This is a genomic window from Oceanobacillus aidingensis (assembly GCF_042654105.1).
Lineage (GTDB): Bacteria > Bacillota > Bacilli > Bacillales > Amphibacillaceae > Oceanobacillus > Oceanobacillus oncorhynchi.
The window spans coordinates 164,528-184,526 of the sequence record NZ_JBHSFT010000014.1 but is presented as its reverse complement, the minus strand read 5'-3'; the positions used below and the strand labels follow the sequence as shown (position 1 = coordinate 184,526).

At 39.0% G+C, this 19,999-nt stretch carries 21 protein-coding genes; 4 read left to right on the top strand and 17 right to left on the bottom strand.

Annotated features, from left to right (window positions below; genetic code table 11):
* Window positions 1-63 precede the first annotated feature (63 nt).
* From ACFO3P_RS10410 to ACFO3P_RS10350, 13 genes are all read right to left on the bottom strand, one after another.
* Complete coding sequence (locus ACFO3P_RS10410; RefSeq protein ID WP_193063898.1) at window positions 64-519, bottom strand: hypothetical protein; 456 nt, start codon at window positions 517-519, stop codon at window positions 64-66.
* Between the two features lie 226 nt (window positions 520-745).
* Window positions 746-1,660 carry a glycine betaine ABC transporter substrate-binding protein gene (locus ACFO3P_RS10405; RefSeq protein ID WP_193063899.1) on the bottom strand — a complete coding sequence of 305 codons (915 nt, stop codon included), beginning with the start codon at window positions 1,658-1,660 and terminating at the stop codon, window positions 746-748.
* A gap of 419 nt (window positions 1,661-2,079) precedes the next feature.
* Complete coding sequence (locus ACFO3P_RS10400; RefSeq protein ID WP_193063900.1) at window positions 2,080-2,787, bottom strand: ABC transporter permease; 708 nt, start codon at window positions 2,785-2,787, stop codon at window positions 2,080-2,082.
* Window positions 2,784-3,791 carry a LytTR family transcriptional regulator DNA-binding domain-containing protein gene (locus ACFO3P_RS10395; protein WP_193063901.1) on the bottom strand — a complete coding sequence of 336 codons (1,008 nt, stop codon included), beginning with the start codon at window positions 3,789-3,791 and terminating at the stop codon, window positions 2,784-2,786. The genes ACFO3P_RS10400 and ACFO3P_RS10395 overlap by 4 nt, the downstream gene beginning before the upstream one ends.
* Window positions 3,792-3,863: 72 nt before the next feature.
* Entirely contained in the window at window positions 3,864-4,088 is a 225-nt protein-coding gene (locus ACFO3P_RS10390) for a hypothetical protein (RefSeq protein ID WP_193063902.1), read from the bottom strand.
* Window positions 4,089-4,183: 95 nt separating this feature from the next.
* Window positions 4,184-4,681, bottom strand: coding sequence for a small multi-drug export protein (locus ACFO3P_RS10385; protein WP_193063903.1), 498 nt, complete (start codon window positions 4,679-4,681; stop codon window positions 4,184-4,186).
* A gap of 327 nt (window positions 4,682-5,008) precedes the next feature.
* Window positions 5,009-6,496: a sodium:solute symporter family protein gene (locus ACFO3P_RS10380; protein ID WP_193063904.1), complete on the bottom strand. Its 1,488-nt coding sequence runs from the start codon at window positions 6,494-6,496 to the stop codon at window positions 5,009-5,011.
* Window positions 6,493-6,741, bottom strand: coding sequence for a hypothetical protein (locus ACFO3P_RS10375; RefSeq protein ID WP_042532932.1), 249 nt, complete (start codon window positions 6,739-6,741; stop codon window positions 6,493-6,495). Before ACFO3P_RS10375 ends, ACFO3P_RS10380 begins: the two co-directional genes overlap by 4 nt.
* Before the next feature lie 319 nt (window positions 6,742-7,060).
* Window positions 7,061-7,816, bottom strand: coding sequence for an alpha/beta hydrolase (locus ACFO3P_RS10370; protein ID WP_193063905.1), 756 nt, complete (start codon window positions 7,814-7,816; stop codon window positions 7,061-7,063).
* A 38-nt stretch (window positions 7,817-7,854) separates the two neighbouring features.
* The gene (locus ACFO3P_RS10365) at window positions 7,855-8,766 is read right to left on the bottom strand and encodes an iron-hydroxamate ABC transporter substrate-binding protein (protein ID WP_193063906.1); all 912 of its coding nucleotides are present in this window, start codon (window positions 8,764-8,766) and stop codon (window positions 7,855-7,857) included.
* Between the two features lie 37 nt (window positions 8,767-8,803).
* Entirely contained in the window at window positions 8,804-9,838 is a 1,035-nt protein-coding gene (locus tag ACFO3P_RS10360) for a FecCD family ABC transporter permease (RefSeq protein WP_193063907.1), read from the bottom strand.
* On the bottom strand, window positions 9,835-10,869 hold the full coding sequence (locus tag ACFO3P_RS10355; protein ID WP_042532925.1) for a FecCD family ABC transporter permease: 1,035 nt from the start codon (window positions 10,867-10,869) through the stop codon (window positions 9,835-9,837). The genes ACFO3P_RS10360 and ACFO3P_RS10355 overlap by 4 nt, the downstream gene beginning before the upstream one ends.
* Before the next feature lie 46 nt (window positions 10,870-10,915).
* A complete protein-coding gene (locus ACFO3P_RS10350) occupies window positions 10,916-11,752 on the bottom strand; it encodes an ABC transporter ATP-binding protein (protein WP_193063908.1) in 837 nt (278 codons plus the stop codon).
* A 748-nt stretch (window positions 11,753-12,500) separates the two neighbouring features.
* Between ACFO3P_RS10350 and ACFO3P_RS10345 the strand changes: the two genes are divergently transcribed.
* The 4 genes from ACFO3P_RS10345 to ACFO3P_RS10330 all read left to right on the top strand — a co-directional run bounded on the left by ACFO3P_RS10345 (window position 12,501) and on the right by ACFO3P_RS10330 (window position 15,664).
* A complete protein-coding gene (locus tag ACFO3P_RS10345) occupies window positions 12,501-13,121 on the top strand; it encodes a TetR/AcrR family transcriptional regulator (protein WP_042532920.1) in 621 nt (206 codons plus the stop codon).
* 68 nt (window positions 13,122-13,189) lie between these two features.
* Window positions 13,190-13,921: an ABC transporter ATP-binding protein gene (locus ACFO3P_RS10340; RefSeq protein WP_042532918.1), complete on the top strand. Its 732-nt coding sequence runs from the start codon at window positions 13,190-13,192 to the stop codon at window positions 13,919-13,921.
* Window positions 13,893-15,455 (top strand): hypothetical protein, encoded by a 1,563-nt coding sequence (locus ACFO3P_RS10335; protein ID WP_193063909.1) that lies wholly within the window; start codon window positions 13,893-13,895, stop codon window positions 15,453-15,455. The genes ACFO3P_RS10340 and ACFO3P_RS10335 overlap by 29 nt, the downstream gene beginning before the upstream one ends.
* An 11-nt stretch (window positions 15,456-15,466) precedes the next feature.
* Window positions 15,467-15,664, top strand: a complete 198-nt coding sequence (locus ACFO3P_RS10330) for a DUF1648 domain-containing protein (protein WP_244882379.1) — start codon at window positions 15,467-15,469, stop codon at window positions 15,662-15,664.
* A gap of 58 nt (window positions 15,665-15,722) precedes the next feature.
* Here the strand turns inward: ACFO3P_RS10330 and ACFO3P_RS10325 are convergent, their stop codons facing one another.
* From ACFO3P_RS10325 to ACFO3P_RS10310, 4 genes are all read right to left on the bottom strand, one after another.
* Window positions 15,723-16,658 (bottom strand): YitT family protein, encoded by a 936-nt coding sequence (locus ACFO3P_RS10325; RefSeq protein WP_042532911.1) that lies wholly within the window; start codon window positions 16,656-16,658, stop codon window positions 15,723-15,725.
* Window positions 16,659-17,067: 409 nt separating this feature from the next.
* The gene (locus ACFO3P_RS10320) at window positions 17,068-18,066 is read right to left on the bottom strand and encodes an acrylyl-CoA reductase family protein (protein WP_042532909.1); all 999 of its coding nucleotides are present in this window, start codon (window positions 18,064-18,066) and stop codon (window positions 17,068-17,070) included.
* 57 nt (window positions 18,067-18,123) lie between these two features.
* Window positions 18,124-18,921: a MerR family transcriptional regulator gene (locus tag ACFO3P_RS10315; RefSeq protein WP_193063910.1), complete on the bottom strand. Its 798-nt coding sequence runs from the start codon at window positions 18,919-18,921 to the stop codon at window positions 18,124-18,126.
* Entirely contained in the window at window positions 18,896-19,825 is a 930-nt protein-coding gene (locus tag ACFO3P_RS10310) for a DUF2268 domain-containing putative Zn-dependent protease (RefSeq protein WP_193063911.1), read from the bottom strand. The genes ACFO3P_RS10315 and ACFO3P_RS10310 overlap by 26 nt, the downstream gene beginning before the upstream one ends.
* Window positions 19,826-19,999: the final 174 nt, after the last annotated feature.

The following is a 19,999-nucleotide window of genomic DNA, read 5'->3' as shown; positions in this document are numbered from 1 at the left end:
TATTTCCGGAAATACATTAAGAAGAGCAAATACCACTATCTGATATTTGCCCTTCTTTACTCTTCACCCTATAACATTCCCTGCTCTTCGATGCTTTACCACCGTGACTATACCAGCAATAAGATAACCAATACTGCCTAAGATTCCAATAATTCCTAGAACTAACGTCAAAAGAACACTTAATCCTCCTAGCACAATCAGCAGAATCCCTGTAAGCTTGACTCTTATTTTTTTCGTTAAAAAAACGGCAGCGACAATGCCTAACAAGGCATAGATAATAGAAACAATAATCACAAATGTTATGATGCTGCTAAAAATTTCTATCTGTTCTTCCAGTGTTATTCCTCCAAGATCATCTCCAGCCGCTTGCAGATTTTCCTCAATATATTCCCGGAATTCTCCGTCAGATTCTATGTTGCCAAGCATACTGTAGGAATTCATTGCCAAAAGAGCATATGATAGAATAGCAATGATAATAAACACAATACTGACATTATATTTTACTTCTCCAGTTCTCAAAATTTGCACCCCCTGTTTGTACATATTATAAATTATGTAAGTTTCATTTCAGCTCCTTCCTCTATATTAAATCATATACTGGAGGTTTGAAAAGAATGTAGCGATGGTTATGTGTTTTTTCTTCCTTTAGATTATTCGGGTGTGAAAATGAAAAACCTTATACGAATGAATCTGCGAATTAGCCGATTCTTTTCGTATAAGGCTTTCCTCTTTTATTGAATTATTTTTAGTTTGCCTCTAAATCCTCAATCGAATCAATATCCATGTATTCAGGAACGACAAGACCAATTTTAGCGCCTTCTAAATTAGGTCCTAAATCTTCAAAGTTGTCCTGATTCGCTTCATAGAATTCACTATGTGTTAATGGTAACCAGGCAGCTAAAGTAGCATCGACATCGCCAGAAGCAACCGATTCAAAAACAACCGCTACATCTACCTCCGTTACGGTCACTTCAAAACCATGCTGTTCCATTGCCGCTTTTACGACGTTGGAAGAAGCACGCTCTGAATCCCATGGTGTAGACGCAAGCTCTATTTCAGCACCGTTTCCTTCATTGACTCCTTCTGCCCATGCATCTACTCTGTCTTGATTATCCTCTACCCATTGTACCGCTACATCTTCAATATCTTCACCAGTTTCTTCTGCTTCATACATAATTTCTTCCATATCCTCTACTTCCCATTCAAACTGGTCAATAAATTGATAAGCATCTGGATTATCGTCTCCCAATCCCAGTCTTGCTAAAGAATTAAGCGTTTCTTCTCCCCCATAAATCTCTTGAGGATCTTCCAGGTACTTCATATCTGGATAAAGCGCAAACATCCAATGCGGATTCCATCCAGTAATAACGATTGGTTCTTCATTCTCAATAGCTGTTCCTAACTCAGACATCATTGCTCCGGTAGATGACATCTCCACGTCCCAGCCATCTAAATTCTCATATTCTTCTAGAGCATTTTCCGTAGCTACAGAAATCCCGGCTCCGGGTTCAATACCAATAATCGTATAATCTACCGCTTCACTGTAATTTGTTTCGCCGTCCTCTCCAGTAGATTCATCATCAGAACCTCCACAAGCCGCAAGTAAGAATACAGCTAAAATAGAAAGAATAAATCCAAGTCCCTTTACTTTCTTCATCATAACCATTGCTCCCCTTTCTAAAGTATGTAAAATAAGCCTATATCCTCTTTTAAAAGGAATTTTTTCATGACAAATTACATTCTACCTTTCTATCACAACTCCTTCAAATGGCGTAAGCCGGCAAATAATCGGATAAATCAGCAAATAGTTGAATCTTTTATACCTCATCATACAAAAGCATACGTTTAGTACTTATATCTTATATTTGAATCTTTTTATTTAACTCACAAAAAATTCTGTCTTTTTATCATTTCAAGAGTGCAGCGTTTATTTCTTAAAATCTCTTATAAACCTTGGCATACATTATTCCTTTGGACGAAAGCCTTTGTTGTATTTAGGCAGCCGGGAAAATCTAATAACTTTCCTAGCTGCTCAAAAACAGCAGATAACTCATCTGCTGTTTTAATGGATTTACTTTCCTAGTTAAAATGCTGCTTTTTATACCAGGTTATAAACACTACTATTCCCACTGCCATCCAAATCACTGGTACCGTTAAATAAGAAAGAAACGGCTCCTTGTTATAGATCTGATCAATTCCATAATGAATATGATAATTTGGAAAAATAGCTAACCAGGGCATCTCCTCCCGGCTGCTATTCATCAAAAGACCTTCCAAGAAAAAATAGAATATCATGATTGGCGATCCATAAAGACTGACTTCAATTGTGTTCTTTGTTTTTATTCCTAAAAAAGTACCTGCGACTAACATTATCATTATAATAGGCAAAACAAGTATAAATAGTTGCAAATGAAACAGCATATGATTTCCATAAAGTACAAAGAAAAGAATCAATATGAGGACCGTTGTCATAAATGTTATCATCATTTTAGAAAACAGAATTTCTTTTAGCGAGAATCCAGCCTGCTTCAAACGCCGGATGGTTCCTTGCTCCTTTTCTTCTACTACTAAATTCCCCTGCATCAGCAATGTCAGCATCCCAAAAACAAATGCAAACACAAACGAAATCGGAATTTCCCCGTGTGGGAGCAAGGCAAACAACGAAATCAAAATAGCACCTGTAATCAGGTTAAAGAGCACCTGCCCATTCCAGCGCAAATCACAAATGTCCTTATAAAGCAATGCTCTGAAGCGATACAAATATCCCATTTTTTCATTTTTCATCATAAATGGATCAACTCTTTCAGCTTACTATAGTTTCCTTTTGATAATGGAATGGTGCTTTTTGATGGATTATCCAGACTGAGACTATAGCTGTTTTTGCTCCAAATAATAATTTCCCGTACCCATTGCAGGTTAACCAGATAGGATCTGTGACAGCGAAAAAATCCCAAAGGCTGCAGCCGGTCCTCTAAACTTTTTATCGTATTGGACGAGGCAAATTCCTCATTATTCACAAAAAGATATGTCTGCCCATCACGAGCTTCTATATAATCAATTTCAAGCGGATTAAAGAGAATAATTTTATCCTCAATTTTTGCACTGATTTTATCCAATTGCACCTGCATACTTGTTATTTCATCCTCAGGTTCTTCTTCCGCCGTATTTTCAGCATCTTCTATATCCTGTTCCAGCTGCTGAACGCCCCGTTCGGAATATCGATAAACCGAGCTGCCAAGTCGAATGGCTTCTTCCAAGGTCGGAGTGAACAATAATACTGCTGCACCTTTATCCGCTAAATGAAGCAGCAGATTATGAAGCACATGCTTGGATTGAAGGTCCAATCCAAGAGAAGGATCTTCAAAAATATATACAGCAGCCTCCTGAATCAATGCGGAAGCAAATAACAAACGCTGCTGTTCAGACAATGTCAGCTGTTTTGTTTTCTTCGCTGCACAATGCCGCAATTCACATAGGTTTAAAACGAATTCTAAATCTGCCTGATGCCGATATAATTTGCACCAAAATAGAAGCATCTGCTTCACGTTTAACCGTTTATATAAACCGTCCGTCTGCTGAAACAAATACACATTTTGAAATCCGCCTTCTGGCAAGGCAATCGCTTCTTGTTGGATATGCTCCGGATGATTTAACAGAGTAAACAGGCGACCAATATACTCATTTTCACACTGAACAGCAATGATGTCCCCTTTTTGAACAGTCAAGCTCAACTCCGGCAGCAGGACTGTATTTTGTTCAATTTTTCTTAGCTTGTTAAAAGACATTACCATCCAAACGACTCCTTTGTTCGATCCGTTATCTAGTTTCAATATTATAGGAAACATCCTCATTTAACCATTATTTTAATACTTGCCCGAATCTCCGTTTGAGCTTAAAGAGGCTAACAAAAACGAAAGAGCAACAATCAGAGCAATGCTGATAAAGCCGGCAGGAATGAACCACCCGGGAGCTTCATACTTTGGCAAGGCGGGAATAGATTGTGACAACGGCTCATAGATAACCAGAAATGGAATAACCGCAAACAAAATCATCAGGACAGCTACACCTGTCTGTTTTATTTTTTTCATGATGTATCTTCTCCTTTTTAAAATTTGAAATAGATGAAGGAATATCTAAATATTTCTGTTTCTACTCACATCCAACGGTCTCTTCCACTTTAACTTCAAGAAAATGGATTTAGATTGGGAAGGTATTCCAAAAGATTGACACCATAATGAAAAGCTGCCCCCAATGCAACAGACCATGCGCCTATACCGATTGTCTGCCAAATACTCACATATGATTTTTTTGCTCCTGACGCAATAGATATTGCTGCACATACGTGATAACAAATAAGCGGACCAGCAAAGGATAAACCTGCAACTCCATATTTATTGAATATATTTTGTGCACGATTTTTCCGTTTACTTCCTTTATTTTTCTTTCCAGCTATTTTCTTCCGCAAACCAGAAATAAGCCAAATAAACACCATGACAGACAACCAATTGCCAAATGCACCAATCAGGACAACCTGCATACTTGGAAAACCAAATACAATCCCAATTGGAATGGCTACATAGGATTCAAAAAAAGGCACAATAGAGATAAGAAACACACTTACATACTGCACCCATGTTTCTGCTTCCATCAGCTTAACTAGCAGGTCTTGAAAAAACTCCATAAACTAATTCACTCCTCATTTGTTTGCTGTTTCAAGCATATGGGAGAAGTAATGTTGCAGCATTAAATTCCGGATGAAGAGAGGGAAAACAGGACGGAGCGGAAGCTGGATCATGATGAATGGTACTCGTTTTTTTATGAAAGTCGGTTGGGTGTAAGATGGCAGTACAAAAAATAAAATACTAATAAAGCTAAATCAAATAGGATTAGCAATCCCTTTATGAAATATGTAATAAGTGCCGTTCTGGTAAATTTCAAATTCATCCAATAAATTCACAAAAATAAAAGAGAGACTGATATCCATCATCAATCCCCCTTTATATAATAATTAAGATATTTCTTTTTGCAGCAATTCTACTTCACTTTTAGGAACTTTTAAGAAGAAGCTTAAACCAACACATAACATAAAGTTAACAGCTAATCCCCATAAACCGCTGGCAATACCTAAAGGCTGCTGGCCAGTAAATGCCATGACCGATGCGATAATCGTTCCAGCAAGCATACCTATGAACAATGCATGACGGTGAAGCTGTTTCCAGTAAAGCCCTAAAAGGAAGGCTGGAGCAATTTGAATCAATAATTCAAATTTCAGAATAAATATTCGATACAAGGTTGCCGGCGGATACCAGGCAATCAAAAGTAAAATAATAACAAGGGCAACCCCTGTTAATTTACCGACTAAAATTTGTTTCTTATCACTGGCACTTTTATTGATATAGCGTGCATAAATATCTTTAGAAATAACCGATGACAAGGTAAGTAATACCGAATCCGCAGTAGAAATAATCGCAGCTACAATTCCGCCAAATAACAGAACCATCGCCCAGTAAAAGAAAGGATTTTGCATCGCGATATGGTTAGCCATCATTCCCACTAATTGTTCGGAATCTCCTTCACTCAAGCCCGGAAAAGCTTGAATACCGATAATTCCAATGATAAAAACAAAACCGGAAGTAACAAAAGGCATCCATGCCATCCAGGATAATGATTTCTTTAATGATTTTTCACTTTTGGCAGCAAAAATTCTCTGGATTGCATGGGGATAAATGGCCGCTCCGATCATAACGAGAATCAGCATACTGAACCAGCTTACAAGCCCATTGCTATCCGGCACACCAAGTTTCTCCGGTGAAATCGTTGCAGCATATTCCGTTGCAGAAGGCAACCCCCCAAAGTAAATCATGGAGCCAATCAGCAGCACGGCGACCCCAAATAGCAAGGCAATCCCCTGCATCGTATCCGTATAAGCTACAGAGCGCATTCCCCCAAGCCAGCCATAGATAATCATTACAGTAACGAAAAATACCACAGCAGCCTGATAGGGAATGGTTCCTCCGGTCAATCCGCTGACGCCATGTCCAATAGCAATAATCTGCTCTAATAAATAATTGCATAATCCATATAGCATTAATAAGGAGGCGAGCAGTGTAACTGCTTTCGATTTAAATCGCTTATCAATATAATCTGACGGAGTAATAAATTGATGTTTTTTACTCAGTGCATAAAGCCTCGGAGCAAACATTAAATACCCCACTACGATTAAAATAAAAAAAGTAATGGACTGCATCCACATAAAACCCATCCGATAGGCAGTCGGCGCATAGCCAACCACTGTATTTCCGCTATACTGCGTTGCAAAAAATGTAAAAAATAACACAAAGACGCTAAGGTTCCCGCCGCCTAAATAAAACTCTTTATTCGATTGATGAAGTCCTCTGTTTCTCCAATATGTAATAAAACCGATAAAAAGCATGAGAAAACCATAGAAAAGCATAATAATAATACCAGAAGTTCCTGAAAATGCGAGATTGCTCATTGTTTCTCTTCCTCCTCCTGCATTTCTTCCTCATCGGTCATGTACCAGCAATGCTTTAAAATAAGCGTTAAAACAATGGATATGATAAGAGAAACTCCCAATATAATCCAAGCCCAATAAGGCAACCCTAAAATAAACGGTTCATAAGACCCTGTTGGCAAATACCATGGCACACTAAAAATAAGCAAAACAATTAAAATAACCCAAATTTTCCAATTTTTAATCGGTTCCTTTTTTTGCGTCATTCTTTTCCCTCCTATTCTTCTAATTTAGCAAAATAAATTTTTTCACAATTAGAACATTTCAAAGATAGTTAAATTTAACTTTATAAAAATCCATTCATTATGTCAATCTGAATCGAGTATTTTTTTATGAATTATGAAAATTTATTCTCCAGTTAATTCCTCGGACATTCTTTTTACTAGAATTAACTTCTAGTACACTACCTAAATAATCTTTGGCTAAATGATTTACATCGGCTCTTTCGGAACTATACATTGTATTATGTATAAATTCGGCTATTCACTACAAAAGGAACCCCCTCACAGAGATTCCTTTTGTATTCTATCCATGCAAAAACCGCATCCCCCTGCTAAACACAGCAGGCACAATAGACATATGGTTCTCCCCTTCTGGTGCAAAAAAAGCTGTTTTTAAATCTTTATTGCACTCAGAAAGATTTTCATACATGGCAAGACCGTTTGCATACATTTGCTTGTTTTCCACAGGCTCTGCAGCAATAAACAATCCCTTAACATGTTTATCATTGATATTTGTTTCATAGGATAGAATCGCCTGCTTATTCCACCATATGGAAGGACTGCAAGCGAAATAATGGCTGAAAAGGCGGGAACGCTGAAATAATGTATATAAAACAAATAAACCGCCAAGTGAATGGCCAAAGATTGTTTGTTTCTTCTGATTTGTTTTATATTTTTTATCGATAAATGGGATTAATTCCGCTTCTAGAAAATCCATGAATTTCTCTGCTCCGCCATGCTCCGGCCAAGAAGACCCGTCTGACCTTGCCGGCAGTTCTACCTTTACAGCAGGTGGAGTAAAATCATATACCCGATTAGAATGAAACGGCTCCCCGCCCTCATATTCGATACCAACTAACAGCATCGGCTCAATCCCTGTCTTCTCTGAGCGCCTGCTTTGCAGCTTTATCATTTCACTGAAAAGTGTGCCATAAGCATTTCCATCCAAAATATACAACACAGAAAATCCGTTGTCTGAAACCGGCTGCTCCGGGATGAAAACATTTATAATATAAGGGTGATGCTTTCCAAAAAACTGAAATCTTTCGTTGCGATACATGGAATGACTACCTCCTGTGATGAACTAGAAAAGCTTTCTTATTGAAGAAATCCTTCTTCAAAAATGTCCAGTAAATATTCCAGTGTTGCCGGGTCGCTGTAGCTTGCCTCTTGTGTATCAATTTCGATTACCTGATTATTTTCCACTGCCGGAATTGACTGCCATGTTTCACTTTTTGTAAATTCATTCTCTCCGCCCATACTGCTTAAAACGATAAAATCTCCAGCATATTCTGGCAGTGTCTCCTGCGATAAGTTGTAATAGCCGTCAGCAAGTGCATCCTCCTGCACTTTTTCTGGCATCTCCAGCTCCATTGTCTGGTATAATATTTCTGTCCCGCGGGCCCAATTATCTCCAAAGACAGAGAAATTTTTAGAATCTGTTTCAAATACAGATACGGAAACATCTTCCCCATGCTTTTCCTTTATCTTGTCACCGACTGCTTTCGCACGTTTAGTGAAGTCATCCACCCATTCCTGTGCTTCCTCCTCTTTATTCAGAAGTCTGCCAATCTCTATTTGCTGCTCCAGATAATCCAGCTTTCCCCATGTATAAATAACAGTCGGAGCAATCTTTTCTAACTCATCCAGATTCTCCATATGTGATCCGGCGATAATTAAATCCGGTTCCAGTGCCAAAATACCTTCTGGATCATTTTCCGAAACTATTTCTATATCTGCCATCTTTTCTTCAAAAAGCGGACTCGCTTTTGTCCATTCATCGACCCCTACTAAATTTCCGTCTAAAGCGAAAACATTCGGTCCATTTGACAGTGCTACAATTCGCTGCGGTTCAGCAGGTATTTCCACCGGACCTGTCTCTGATTCATACGTAACGGTTTCATTTGATGCTTCTTCTTTCCCGTCATTTTGTTTGCCGTCTGACTGATTGCTGCAGCCTGTAATAACTAGACAAAGTAAGCATCCAAAAAGAAATAGTAACTTTTTCATTTGTTTTCCCTCATTCTATTTTTATTGTTTTAAATTATTAATCTTTCAGCCTCGCTAATAAATATAAAAAGTATGGCGCTCCAATCACAGCGACGATAATCCCTGCCGGCACTTCCGGCTGTTTAATGAATCCGCCGATCATATCTGCTAAGAGCAGTAACAGCGCCCCCATCAAGCCTGAAACTGGAATCACATACTCATGCTTGTCTCCAACCAGCTGTCTGCTGAGATGCGGAGCAATGAGTCCGATAAATCCAATTCCGCCGCTGACAGAAACACTCGCTGCTGCAAGACCGACAGCGGAAGACAGTAACACACGCCGCTCTTTTTCTAAATTTGCTCCTAGCCCAATGGACGTTTCTTCCCCTAAGTGGAGAATATTCAGAACCGTTGCTTTGGAATAAACAAACGGTACCAGAATAACAAGCCACGGAAGTAATGCTAGAACAAACTGCCAATTAGAGCCCCATATGCTTCCCGCAAGCCAGGTTGCCAGAAATTGATAGGTTTCCGGATTTAATCGCAGTGTTAATACAATCATTAACGCATTGATACCGGCTGCAACTGCAATCCCTGTCAATACCAGCCGCATCGGCGAAATTCCCTCAGACCGCTTGTAAGAAAGCAAGTAGATGATAAGGGCAGCACCTGCTGCTCCAAAGAAAGCTAAAAACGGCATCAGAAAGACAGATATTGTTGTTGTTACTGCAAAGAAGGATAAAAAAAGCATAATGGATAAACCTGCTCCAGCATTAATACCAATAATTCCGGGATCTGCCAATGGGTTCCGAACAATCCCCTGCAGCACGGTTCCTGAGATTGCAAGTCCCATTCCTACCAGCAAAGCAATAATCATACGCGGCAAGCGAAAATCAAATAAAATAAGCGCCTGCTGCTCTGTACCTTGTCCAAATAAAGTAAAAATAACCTCTTTCGGTGTTAAGTAAATGCTCCCTGTATTTAAGCTGATAAAAAATATGATAATAATCAGAAAGACTAAGATAACACTGACCAGCCCTGCTCTTCTCGCTTTTCTGACTTGGCTATGCTGTTTGTTTTTCTGTGATGTCATACCAATCCCCCGCCCTTTCTTGCTAAGTATAAAAAGAAAGGTACGCCCAATAAGGCAATTAAGGCACCAACCGGCATTTCATGAGGAGGGCTGATGATACGTGCTGCTAAATCCGCTAACACAACCAGTAACGCACCATAAATGACCGTTCCGGGAATAATCCAGCGGTAATCGTACCCAAACAGCCAGCGGACCATATGCGGTACAATCAATCCCACAAAACTCACCGCGCCGACGACAGAAACAGCCAGACCAGCTAATACAACAATAATCAAGGCAGCAGTTAATTTAATGCGTCCAGTTTTCGTACCCAGCCCAACCGCAACTTCTTCTCCCAGGCTCAATAATGTAATTGAGCGGGATATTATCACTGCAGCGATAACTGCCAGCAGCAGCCAAGGTGTAATGATTTGCAAATGGCCCCAGCTTGTACCGGAAATACCGCCTGCATACCAGAATGCTAAATCCTGCCCAATTTCATAATAAAGCGCGATTCCTTCACTTAATGCTCCCAAAAGGGCACTGACTGCTGCACCAGCCAACACTAAACGGATTGGTGTCAGACCATTTTTTGATAAAGAACCGATGCCATATACAATTCCAGCACCAAGTGCAGCACCGAGGAATGAAAATAAAATTATATATACATACGAAAGATGCGGAAAAAATGCAAAACAGCATGCGAGCATAAATACGGCTCCGGCATTTAGTCCGAGCAATCCGGAATCAGCAAGCGGGTTACGAGTCATCCCTTGCATTAATGCTCCAGAAACGGCAAAACAGCTGCCGACAATAGCTGCTCCAAGAATACGCGGAAAGCGTATTTCCCTGATAATTTGATGCTGCTGCAAGTCCGGATCAAATTGAAATATGGCCTGCCAGACTGTTTTCAATGGCATATCCGCAGCGCCAAGGGATACAGCCAGCAGCAAAGATAATAGTAAAAGGAAGCTCCCCGCCGCTAAAACAAGCACATTCCGGACAGGCCGCACGGTTTCTTTGACTTTTTTTAAATCTTCTAGTTCATTCATTGTTTAGTACCTTTCATTGTTTACTTTTACTATTTATCATAAATGCTTAACCTGACACCTTTTGATGGCATGGTTTAGATGAAGCGCATGCCGATTCCGCCTGACATAACTGATACGATAAGCAAATCGGATTCGCACTATGCGGACACCTTGCTATATGTGCATCAATTTGAAAAACCTGCTGCAGATTACCACAGGTCATCACATTCTCTGGCGTACCGTCTGTCACAACCTCTCCATCACGCATCGCAATCATATAATGCGAGAAGCGGGAAGCATGGTTTAAATCGTGCAGAACCATAATAATGGTACGTCCTTCTTCTTTATTAAGGCGCTCCAATAATAGTAAAATATCTAATTGATGTGCCAAATCTAAATAAGTAGTCGGTTCATCCAGCACAAGGATATCAGTTCCCTGCGCCAAAGCCATTGCAATCCACACCCGCTGTCTCTGACCGCCGGATAAAGCACTGATTGCCCGCTCCTGAACTTCCGCTAATCCTGTCACCTCAATTGCCCAATCGATGTATTCGTAATCTTCCTTCCTTAGAGAACCCATCCCTTTTTTATAAGGAAACCGACCATAAGAAATTAATTCATATACGGTCAATCCGCCAGGCGCTTCGGCAGTTTGAGGCAGGATAGCCATGCGTTTTGCAATCTCTTTTGTATCGACCTTATGAATTGCCTCGCCCTCTAAAAATACCGCACCGCTTTTCACACTTAAAATGCGGGCAATTGTTTTGATGAGCGTTGACTTCCCACACCCATTCGGGCCGATAATCGTTGTGATTTTATTGGCCGGGATCGAAATGCTGAGGTCTTTGATAATTAACTCATTCGCATAACCGACATCAATTTCATTTATTTCAATTGCATTCATTGGTTCGCCTCCTTTTTTATGACATTTTAATTTTTGATAATGATAATCATTATCATTGATAACGATTATCATTATTGATTAAAACGATGAACTTGTCAAGATAAATTTTTAATACTCTAACAGCCTTGAATTATCTCTAAACCATCTAAAGCTATTATTATCAATAATTTACACCTAGATTTTATAGAAGGTCCTGAATAAATATGGTAAAATTGTTATAGATTATATGAAAATTGTATTTAAATTAACGGGTAAAAACAATTAGGAATGGATGAGATGGTGATGCAATATGAAAAAACATACGAAGCTTGGGAAGTCAATTTTTTGGTTAGGTTTTCTATTTTTTATGACAGGAATGATGTTTAATGAAAGGATAGGTACGATAACGGACGGTCCAGAGGTCTTCTCTACTTTTTTCTTGCCATTACTTATAACAGGAATAATTATAGTCCTCTTTTCTAATTTCTTTACAAACAAGAAGGTGTAGCTTCTTATTATTGGTTTCATTCCAAACAATCTATTATAAATTTAAGAAAACGAATTGTTCGCACCTTCAGCGAATAATTCGTTTTCTATGTATTAAATGCTCATCGTCTATACACAGGATATCTCGTCAACTGTCAGGCATCATTCATATCTTGACTATTTTTAATAGACAAGTTTCCTTTCCAATATAAAATTATGTCTACCTATCCATTGACACTTTGTCAGTCATCTGTATATACTATCTTCAAAGGAGGTATATAACATGAGAGATGTGAAATTGCCTGAAGTTCGAAAAGCAGAAATCCTGGATGCTTCGATGAAGCTGTTTACAGAAAAAGGCTACCTGCAGACAACTACACAGGATATTATCAACCAAGTAGGAATTTCACGCGGACTGCTTTACTATCACTTTAAAAATAAAGAAGAAATTCTTTATATCCTGGTTGAAAAATCTGTTAAGCCGCTTATCCTGCAGATGGAAAAAATCGTTAACGAGACTTCATTGAGCCCGGCAGAGAAATTAAAACAATTTTTACAAACAACGATTATTCAAGAAGATTCGGTTACAGAGGAAAAAGTCACCCTGCAGGAAACCGTTCAGCTGGAGGAAAACAGATATATGATGGACCGTTTTTATCATAAATTTATTGAAAAGCTGCTCCCTTTATTTACAAAAGTGATAGAGGAAGGAAAAGAACAGAATGTTTTTCAAGTAGCTTACCCTTATGAGACTGCCCATTTTTTAGTAACAGGATATGTTTTTGTTTCGAATGATATCAAGCTAAAAAAACTGGGAATAGAAGAAATGGAAATTTATTTAGAAGCTTTTAAAGGGGTTTTAGCAAAAACGCTGGGGATTGAAGAATCGATTTTAAATTGGTAACCAATGTACCTTACTTCATTGGTTTCTTTTATCACTACGACTGACACTTTGTCAATAGGAGGGAATTTATGTTAAAAGCGAATCACGTCTCAAAAATATACGAAGATGGCACGAAGGCGATTACGGATATCAACCTTCACGTTCAAAGCGGCGATATTTACGGATTTATTGGAGCGAATGGAGCCGGCAAATCCACGTTGATCAAATCAATTGTTGGCATTCACCCATTTAACGAGGGAGAAATCTCGATTGATGGCTATTCTATGAAAAATGACCCTGTTCTTTGTAAGAAAAGAATGGCTTATATCCCAGATACTCCAGACCTTTATGAGCATTTAACCGGCATGCAGTATATCAACTTTATAGCCGACATTTTTGAGGTTAATCTTACGGAAAGAGAATCATCTATCGAAAAATACAGCAGTCTGTTCGAAATGACTGGCAAGCTCCATCACAGCATCGCTTCCTACTCTCATGGAATGAAGCAGCGGATTGCAATCATTGCTGCTCTGGTACATCAGCCATCCCTGTTTATCTTGGATGAACCATTTGTCGGCCTGGATCCAACTGCTTCCTTTCAGTTAAAAAGTCTGATGCAGAAGCATGCAGATAATGGCGGTGCCGTGTTCTTTTCTACGCACGTCTTAGAAGTTGCCCAGAAGCTTTGTAATAAGGTAGCCATTATTCACAATGGAAAGCTTGTCAAAAACGGCTTAATGGAAGAGGTAGCCGGCTCAAAAACCTTAGAAGACATTTTCATGGAGGTTCGCAATGAATCAAAAAATATGGATATTATTTAAAAATAACCTTGCCAACAGCATTCATTTCCATGATTTATTTCGTTCCGGCAAGCAAGGAAATGGAGGAAAAATAACAGCTGTTGTTCTGCTTCTTATGGGAATACTGCTGCTTTCGTATAATATACTGACAGCCAAAACATTGGTCAGTATTGGCCAGACAGCTATGATTCCGGGATACATGCTTTCCGTTTCCAGTATGATGATGATTTTCTTATCATTGTTACGAGCGAATGGAACAATCTTTGGCAGCAGCGACTTTAAACAGCTGGCTGCTTATCCCGTCAGTGAAAAAGAAATTTTTATCAGCAAGCTGCTTCACCTCTATTTTTTCAATTTACTGATTGGTCTGTTATTCAACCTGCCAGCTTTACTCGTCTGGGCAGCAAATACTCTTGTCTCACCGTTTTTAATTATGCTGTTTTGCATCACAGCGCTGGCCTCCCCTGTGATTCCAATTTGTATCGGTGTCATTTTTGGAAGTCTCGTTTATCGGATGGCGGCTTATTTTCGGCAAATGAATCTGATTGCTGTCTGTTTATCTCTTTTTCTACTCGGTGCTTTCGGCTATTTTATCATGACGCAATCTAACCAAACAGATAGCATGCAAGATATCGGAACTGCTGTATATAGTCAGATGACAACTATGTATCTGCCTTCCGTCTTATTTCAATTTAACAGTTTGGCAGACAGCTTTTTTATTCTAATTTTTCTCTTTATCAGCGGTTTATTATTTTTAGTGCTTACCTTTTTCGGCAGCAGATACTATCGCAGATTGAACCTGCGCCTTCTTGCTTTAAAAAGCACAAATTATATGAAACCGCGAACCATCAAACAGCGACGTATCTTCGTTGCTTTATGGAAAAAGGAAATAACTGCTTTATTCAGCTCTTACAACTACTTGCTGAACTCGATATTAGGCACCGTGCTGTTAGTTTTTATTAGTATGGCATTACTTCTGTTTGGATTTGAAAAATTAACAACGTTTATTCCGCTTCCTGTTTCTATAGAAACCGTTACCAATCTATTTCCCATGGTTGTTGCAGCAATGCTGTTAATCAGTAATCCGGCAGCTGCTGCACTCTCCATGGAAGGGAATAAAGTTTGGATTTTAAAAACACTGCCCATTGAGCAAAAAAGGGTGGTTCATGCTAAATTAGCCTGTACCTTTTCCCTGCATTTTATTGGTTTTGCTATTAGCATCCTAGCTTATATTATCCGTTTATCTCCAACGATAGAGCAGCTGATCTGGGCCATCCTTATTCCAGTAAGCTATTCCGCTTTTATCACGACATTTGGATTGATGCTGAATTATTTCTACCCACATTTCAGCTGGAAAAACGATATGTATATTGTTAAACAAAGCCCGCCTGTTTTGATAGCAGCATTTACCGGGATGGCATTGATGATCGTGCCGCTAGTACTTATTTTATTTCAGATGCTCCCGTTGTTTGTGATTTATCTGGCACTTTGCATTCTATTGCTCGGTCTAGCTGTGTATTTTTATCAGCGGACCTGCACGATAAAATTTATATAAGGAGAATGATGATGAAAAAGGATATCACTGTATTTTTAATCATGTTCGTTATTTTGTTTGGCATTATTCTATTTTTGCCTGATTCCATTCCAATTCATTTTAATTGGCGGGGAGAAGCGGATATTGTTGTTCATAAATTTTTTCTTTTGATCGGGGTGATTATTCCTTACTCTGTTTACTGGCAATTTTTTAGAGAAAAGAGAGATTAATATCTCTATACGAAAAAAGTCTTTCCCTTAAAAATCGGAAAAGACTTTTTTCGTATAGCTATGCTTTCTCATTAGCAGTATTGTTATCTGGCGATGTAAAACTCTCTTCATCCGCCTGCTTCTTATAATAGCGGCGTTCCAGTTTCTTGCTTCGGAAGGTCTTCTGCCCAGGGTGATGAGCTTCTGCAAAGCTGCCGCCGGTCACGTCCTTCACCGTATGCACAACCGTGAATGCATTTTCGTCAATGCTGCTGACCAGCTTTTTCAGGTAGAATAACCGCTGCTTCGGGATGGCGACGTAAATCAGATTTTCCTCGACGCCATCTGCATTTTTCTCTGCTTTTAATACGGTCGTATGCGTACCCAGACTTGTTTGCAATGCATTTTCCACTTCTTTTGTTTTATTGGAAAAAATATGCACCACTCTTTTTGCTTCAAAACCTTCTAATACATAGTCCGTTACCCTTTTTCCAATAAATAGTGCAAGCACCGTATACATGGTGTACACGGGTCCAATCACAAAAATCCCGGCAACGACAACAGACGCATCCAAAACAAAATTGGTTCCTGTCAATTCCCAGCCGAATTTATAGTTTAACATGCGGGCGATGGTCGATGTCCCTCCGGTCGTGCTCCCTGAACGGAAAATAAGTCCAAAGCCGACACCGGTAAATACGCCTGCAAAGATTGCTGCCAGAAGGGGGTCTGGTATACCTGTAGCCAGGTCTTCGAGGATATAAATAAATAATGAAAATAGCGGGATGGTCACAAGCGATTTGATAATCATGTCCTTTGGCAAGTAACGAAAGCCGATCAGAAGAATAACTGCATTCAGAATAAATGTCGTCATGGCAGGCGATATATCTGTTTCATGGTAGATCAGCAGAGCCAGCCCCGGCACGCCTCCCTCTGCTAAAGAATTCGGCATCGCAAAGACTGCTACGGAAGCAGCAAAGAAAAATGTACCGGCAATTAAAAATACATAGTTCTTCATCGTATATTCCTCCTCTTATTTAGTTGTGTGAAGTTCATTTTGAACGGTTATCCTATTTTTATCCTTTAAAAACAGTATCATACCTCAAAAAGATATACCTCTATCGTATCGATAAATGAATTATCTCAGTTAAACAAAATAACCACCCGAAAAAAACCTTTCCCTAAATGCATTAGGAAAAGATTTAAAAAAATGGGCAGAACCCACTCATCAATTAAAACAGACGGCATGTAATTCTGCACTTTAACTGAGATAATCTTCTTATACTGGTTACTTTAACGTACTAAACACTTCTTTTCAACAGCTAAATGGAATTATTTCATTACTTCAGCATGTCTTAAAAAATAGTACTAAACAAAAAAGGAAGGAGAACGCCATTTCTACGCCCTCCTTCTGCATGGTACATATATTAATCGCCTAAATTCACGAGCACTCTTCCCAAATGATTACTTTCTAATACAGACGGCAGCAGCTCTGTTAATTCCTCTAATCCAGCTTCCTTATATACCATATCTTCAAGGTTATCTAATTTTAAATCAGAGGCTAAACGCTCCCAGATATGCTTCCGTTCTGCCATCGGGCAATATACCGAATCAATCCCAAGAAGGGAAACACCCCGTAAAATAAATGGAAAAACAGATGACGGTACATTGACACCAGCTGCCATTCCGCTGACGGCAACACTGCCCCGGTACTGAATTTGCGCCAATAATGCTGCTAACGGCTTCCCGCCTGCTGCATCGATTGCTCCTGCCCATTTCTGCTTATCCATCTTTTTCAGTTCTCCATTATAAACTTCTTTTCTGTTAATAACTTCATCTGCACCTAATTGTTTCAGATAAGCAGCCTCCTCGGTTTTTCCTGTACTGGCTGCTACCTGATACCCTTTCTTTTTCAAGAGGGAAATAGCAATACTTCCGACGCCGCCTGTTGCTCCAGTGACAAGAACAGGGCCATTTTCCGGCTTCAGTCCATTCTCTTCTAATCGCTGGACAGATAAAGCAGCTGTAAAACCGGCTGTTCCTAATATCATGCTTTCTTTTAAGCTCAACCCTTTTGGAAGAGGCACAACCCATTCTGCGGGAACACGTGCATATTCACTATAGCCGCCAAAATGGGAGACACCTAATTCGTAGCTGGTAACAATAACTTTATCGCCTGCTTTATAGCGTTCATCCTTGGAATCAATTACTTCACCGGCTAAATCAATTCCCGGAATAAACGGATATTCCTTTACAATATTTCCATTTGGATGAGCAGCAAGCCCGTCTTTATAGTTGATCCCGCTGTACTTTACATCGACTAGAACATCGCCCTCAGGCAAATCAGAAGGTTCGATTTCTTTTACATTCAAATTTAACTTTTCATTTTCTTTTTCTACGACGAGTGCTTTAAATGTGTTTGCCATGATATAACCTCCATCTAACTATATATTCTAATTGATTTTTCCCTGAATTTAGGTGCTTCAATCCTGTATTGATTTGCTATTTTTATGTGACAGCTTTTCATCTTCACAATGGTATAAAATAGCTTGATGAATAAATTCATTCAATGTATCGTTTCCGAATTGATTGATATATGCTTTAAAGCTTTTATCTTCCTTATACGTATAAGCAATACATTGCAGGATTTCTGTATCACCTATCATAAACTGTTCGAGATAACTTTTCCATTCTAGAACGATTTGCTGTACTTTTTCAGAAGCAGGTGATTCCTCTGAGAGCTTGGCAAACTGCATGAATACATCCTGCATATTCTGATCAAAAGCTTCAAATACAGCAGCTCTTTCTTCTTCGGGAATTTGTTTGATATTTTTTTCATATTCTTGATACTTATCTGTATCCCCATATACATATTTAGCTTCCATTTGATACTGTTCTTTTAATGGCAGCACGCTGCCTTCCTGAAAAATATCCAAGTTAGAGATATCTTTTCCAGAAATAAAATCATTTAAATTGGCTAATGTCCGCTCGAGGTTTTGCTTTTTTATTTGCATCGCTTCATAATGTCCGGCTAAAATCGTCCTTTGCTCTTGTTTTGGCAACTGTATAATCGCCGCTATTTCTTTCAAGGGCAAATCTAGTTCCTTTAACAGCAAAATGGTCCGCAATTTTTTGAGATCCTCCTGGTTATACAGCCGGTAGCCTTTATCTGAATAGCTATAAGGCTTTAATAAATGGATTTCATCATAATAATGCAGTGTTCTTTTCGTTACACCTGTAATGATAATCATATCTTTAACGGTGTAGTATGGTTTCTTCATCCCAATATGCTTCCACCTCGCTTAATATCCCCTGAGCCGGGAGTGTCGTTGCTTCCACAATGGATTTCCCTGTTTTTTGCAGATAATACTTCACTAAATAATAACCGCATGCATACCCGGCACTATGTGGCACTCCTCCAGCAACCGGTAACCCCTGTAATTTAGCAACTTCATCTCCATAAAGATACGCCATGATTTGCTGTAATCCTGTGATTTCTAAATGCTCTCTCAATACCGGTTTGATAATATGATTCAATGTATCAGCATCTGTTTTGCTGACCCAAGGTCCGATTAAATCTTCCCCATATAAAGAAGTCGCAAAGTTTTCTGCCAGTCCTTCACTGACAATCAATTCCCCAAGATTAATTTTATCATCCCATTTAATAAATTGATAACGGACATTATGATTACATTCATGTGCTAAAGCAGGTTTTAATCTTTTTAACGTATACTCATTTGGAAGCAAGCTTAGAATAATATAGCCGGGAATCCCTCCTTCCCCACTATATCCTTCACTTAGCTGCAAGATTTTGCTGTCCGGACTGCCTAACAAAATCGTAAATAAATATTCAGACACAGGTAAATGGATCTCATGCTGTGTAAATTGGTTTAAGCAGTGTTCCAATGTTTGCTTTAATTCACCCCATAACGCATCAGAGGAAATCTGTTTCATGTCTGATTCAACTTCAGTTGTTATCATCTCCGGTGACAGATGTGCCATATTATTTATTGTCATCACATCAAATCCATTTTCCTCCTCCGCATGGAATGGAATCTGCTGTATTTCCCACTTTTTCTTGTAAGGACCAAGCATCTCCCGTCGATACAACTCTGTTTTTTCTTCTGGTGGACTAGCTATGACCTTCTTATAAATCTTATCCGAACGTAATATGTTGATATTCATTTTATCACACCTTTTCAAAGTTTATTTTTAACTTACAGTATGACGTAACGTGAAGGTCAATATGAAAAGATGAAATAATCTGCTGCATACACATGAAAAATCTCAGCAATAGAAATTACTGAGATTTTTCTTAATTTATAAGACCAAAGTTATTACTTTTGCTATAGGAGCATT

Coding starts and splice junctions, on each gene's coding strand:
- ACFO3P_RS10405 (WP_193063899.1), bottom strand. CDS start 1,660: ATGATGAAGAAAGTAAAGGGACTTGGATTTATTCTTTCTATTTTAGCT.
- ACFO3P_RS10400 (WP_193063900.1), bottom strand. CDS start 2,787: ATGATGAAAAATGAAAAAATGGGATATTTGTATCGCTTCAGAGCATTG.
- ACFO3P_RS10395 (WP_193063901.1), bottom strand. CDS start 3,791: ATGGTAATGTCTTTTAACAAGCTAAGAAAAATTGAACAAAATACAGTC.
- ACFO3P_RS10390 (WP_193063902.1), bottom strand. CDS start 4,088: ATGAAAAAAATAAAACAGACAGGTGTAGCTGTCCTGATGATTTTGTTT.
- ACFO3P_RS10385 (WP_193063903.1), bottom strand. CDS start 4,681: ATGGAGTTTTTTCAAGACCTGCTAGTTAAGCTGATGGAAGCAGAAACA.
- ACFO3P_RS10380 (WP_193063904.1), bottom strand. CDS start 6,496: ATGAGCAATCTCGCATTTTCAGGAACTTCTGGTATTATTATTATGCTT.
- ACFO3P_RS10375 (WP_042532932.1), bottom strand. CDS start 6,741: ATGACGCAAAAAAAGGAACCGATTAAAAATTGGAAAATTTGGGTTATT.
- ACFO3P_RS10370 (WP_193063905.1), bottom strand. CDS start 7,816: ATGTATCGCAACGAAAGATTTCAGTTTTTTGGAAAGCATCACCCTTAT.
- ACFO3P_RS10365 (WP_193063906.1), bottom strand. CDS start 8,766: ATGAAAAAGTTACTATTTCTTTTTGGATGCTTACTTTGTCTAGTTATT.
- ACFO3P_RS10360 (WP_193063907.1), bottom strand. CDS start 9,838: ATGACATCACAGAAAAACAAACAGCATAGCCAAGTCAGAAAAGCGAGA.
- ACFO3P_RS10355 (WP_042532925.1), bottom strand. CDS start 10,869: ATGAATGAACTAGAAGATTTAAAAAAAGTCAAAGAAACCGTGCGGCCT.
- ACFO3P_RS10350 (WP_193063908.1), bottom strand. CDS start 11,752: ATGAATGCAATTGAAATAAATGAAATTGATGTCGGTTATGCGAATGAG.
- ACFO3P_RS10345 (WP_042532920.1), top strand. CDS start 12,501: ATGAGAGATGTGAAATTGCCTGAAGTTCGAAAAGCAGAAATCCTGGAT.
- ACFO3P_RS10340 (WP_042532918.1), top strand. CDS start 13,190: ATGTTAAAAGCGAATCACGTCTCAAAAATATACGAAGATGGCACGAAG.
- ACFO3P_RS10335 (WP_193063909.1), top strand. CDS start 13,893: ATGAATCAAAAAATATGGATATTATTTAAAAATAACCTTGCCAACAGC.
- ACFO3P_RS10330 (WP_244882379.1), top strand. CDS start 15,467: ATGAAAAAGGATATCACTGTATTTTTAATCATGTTCGTTATTTTGTTT.
- ACFO3P_RS10325 (WP_042532911.1), bottom strand. CDS start 16,658: ATGAAGAACTATGTATTTTTAATTGCCGGTACATTTTTCTTTGCTGCT.
- ACFO3P_RS10320 (WP_042532909.1), bottom strand. CDS start 18,066: ATGGCAAACACATTTAAAGCACTCGTCGTAGAAAAAGAAAATGAAAAG.
- ACFO3P_RS10315 (WP_193063910.1), bottom strand. CDS start 18,921: ATGAAGAAACCATACTACACCGTTAAAGATATGATTATCATTACAGGT.
- ACFO3P_RS10310 (WP_193063911.1), bottom strand. CDS start 19,825: ATGAATATCAACATATTACGTTCGGATAAGATTTATAAGAAGGTCATA.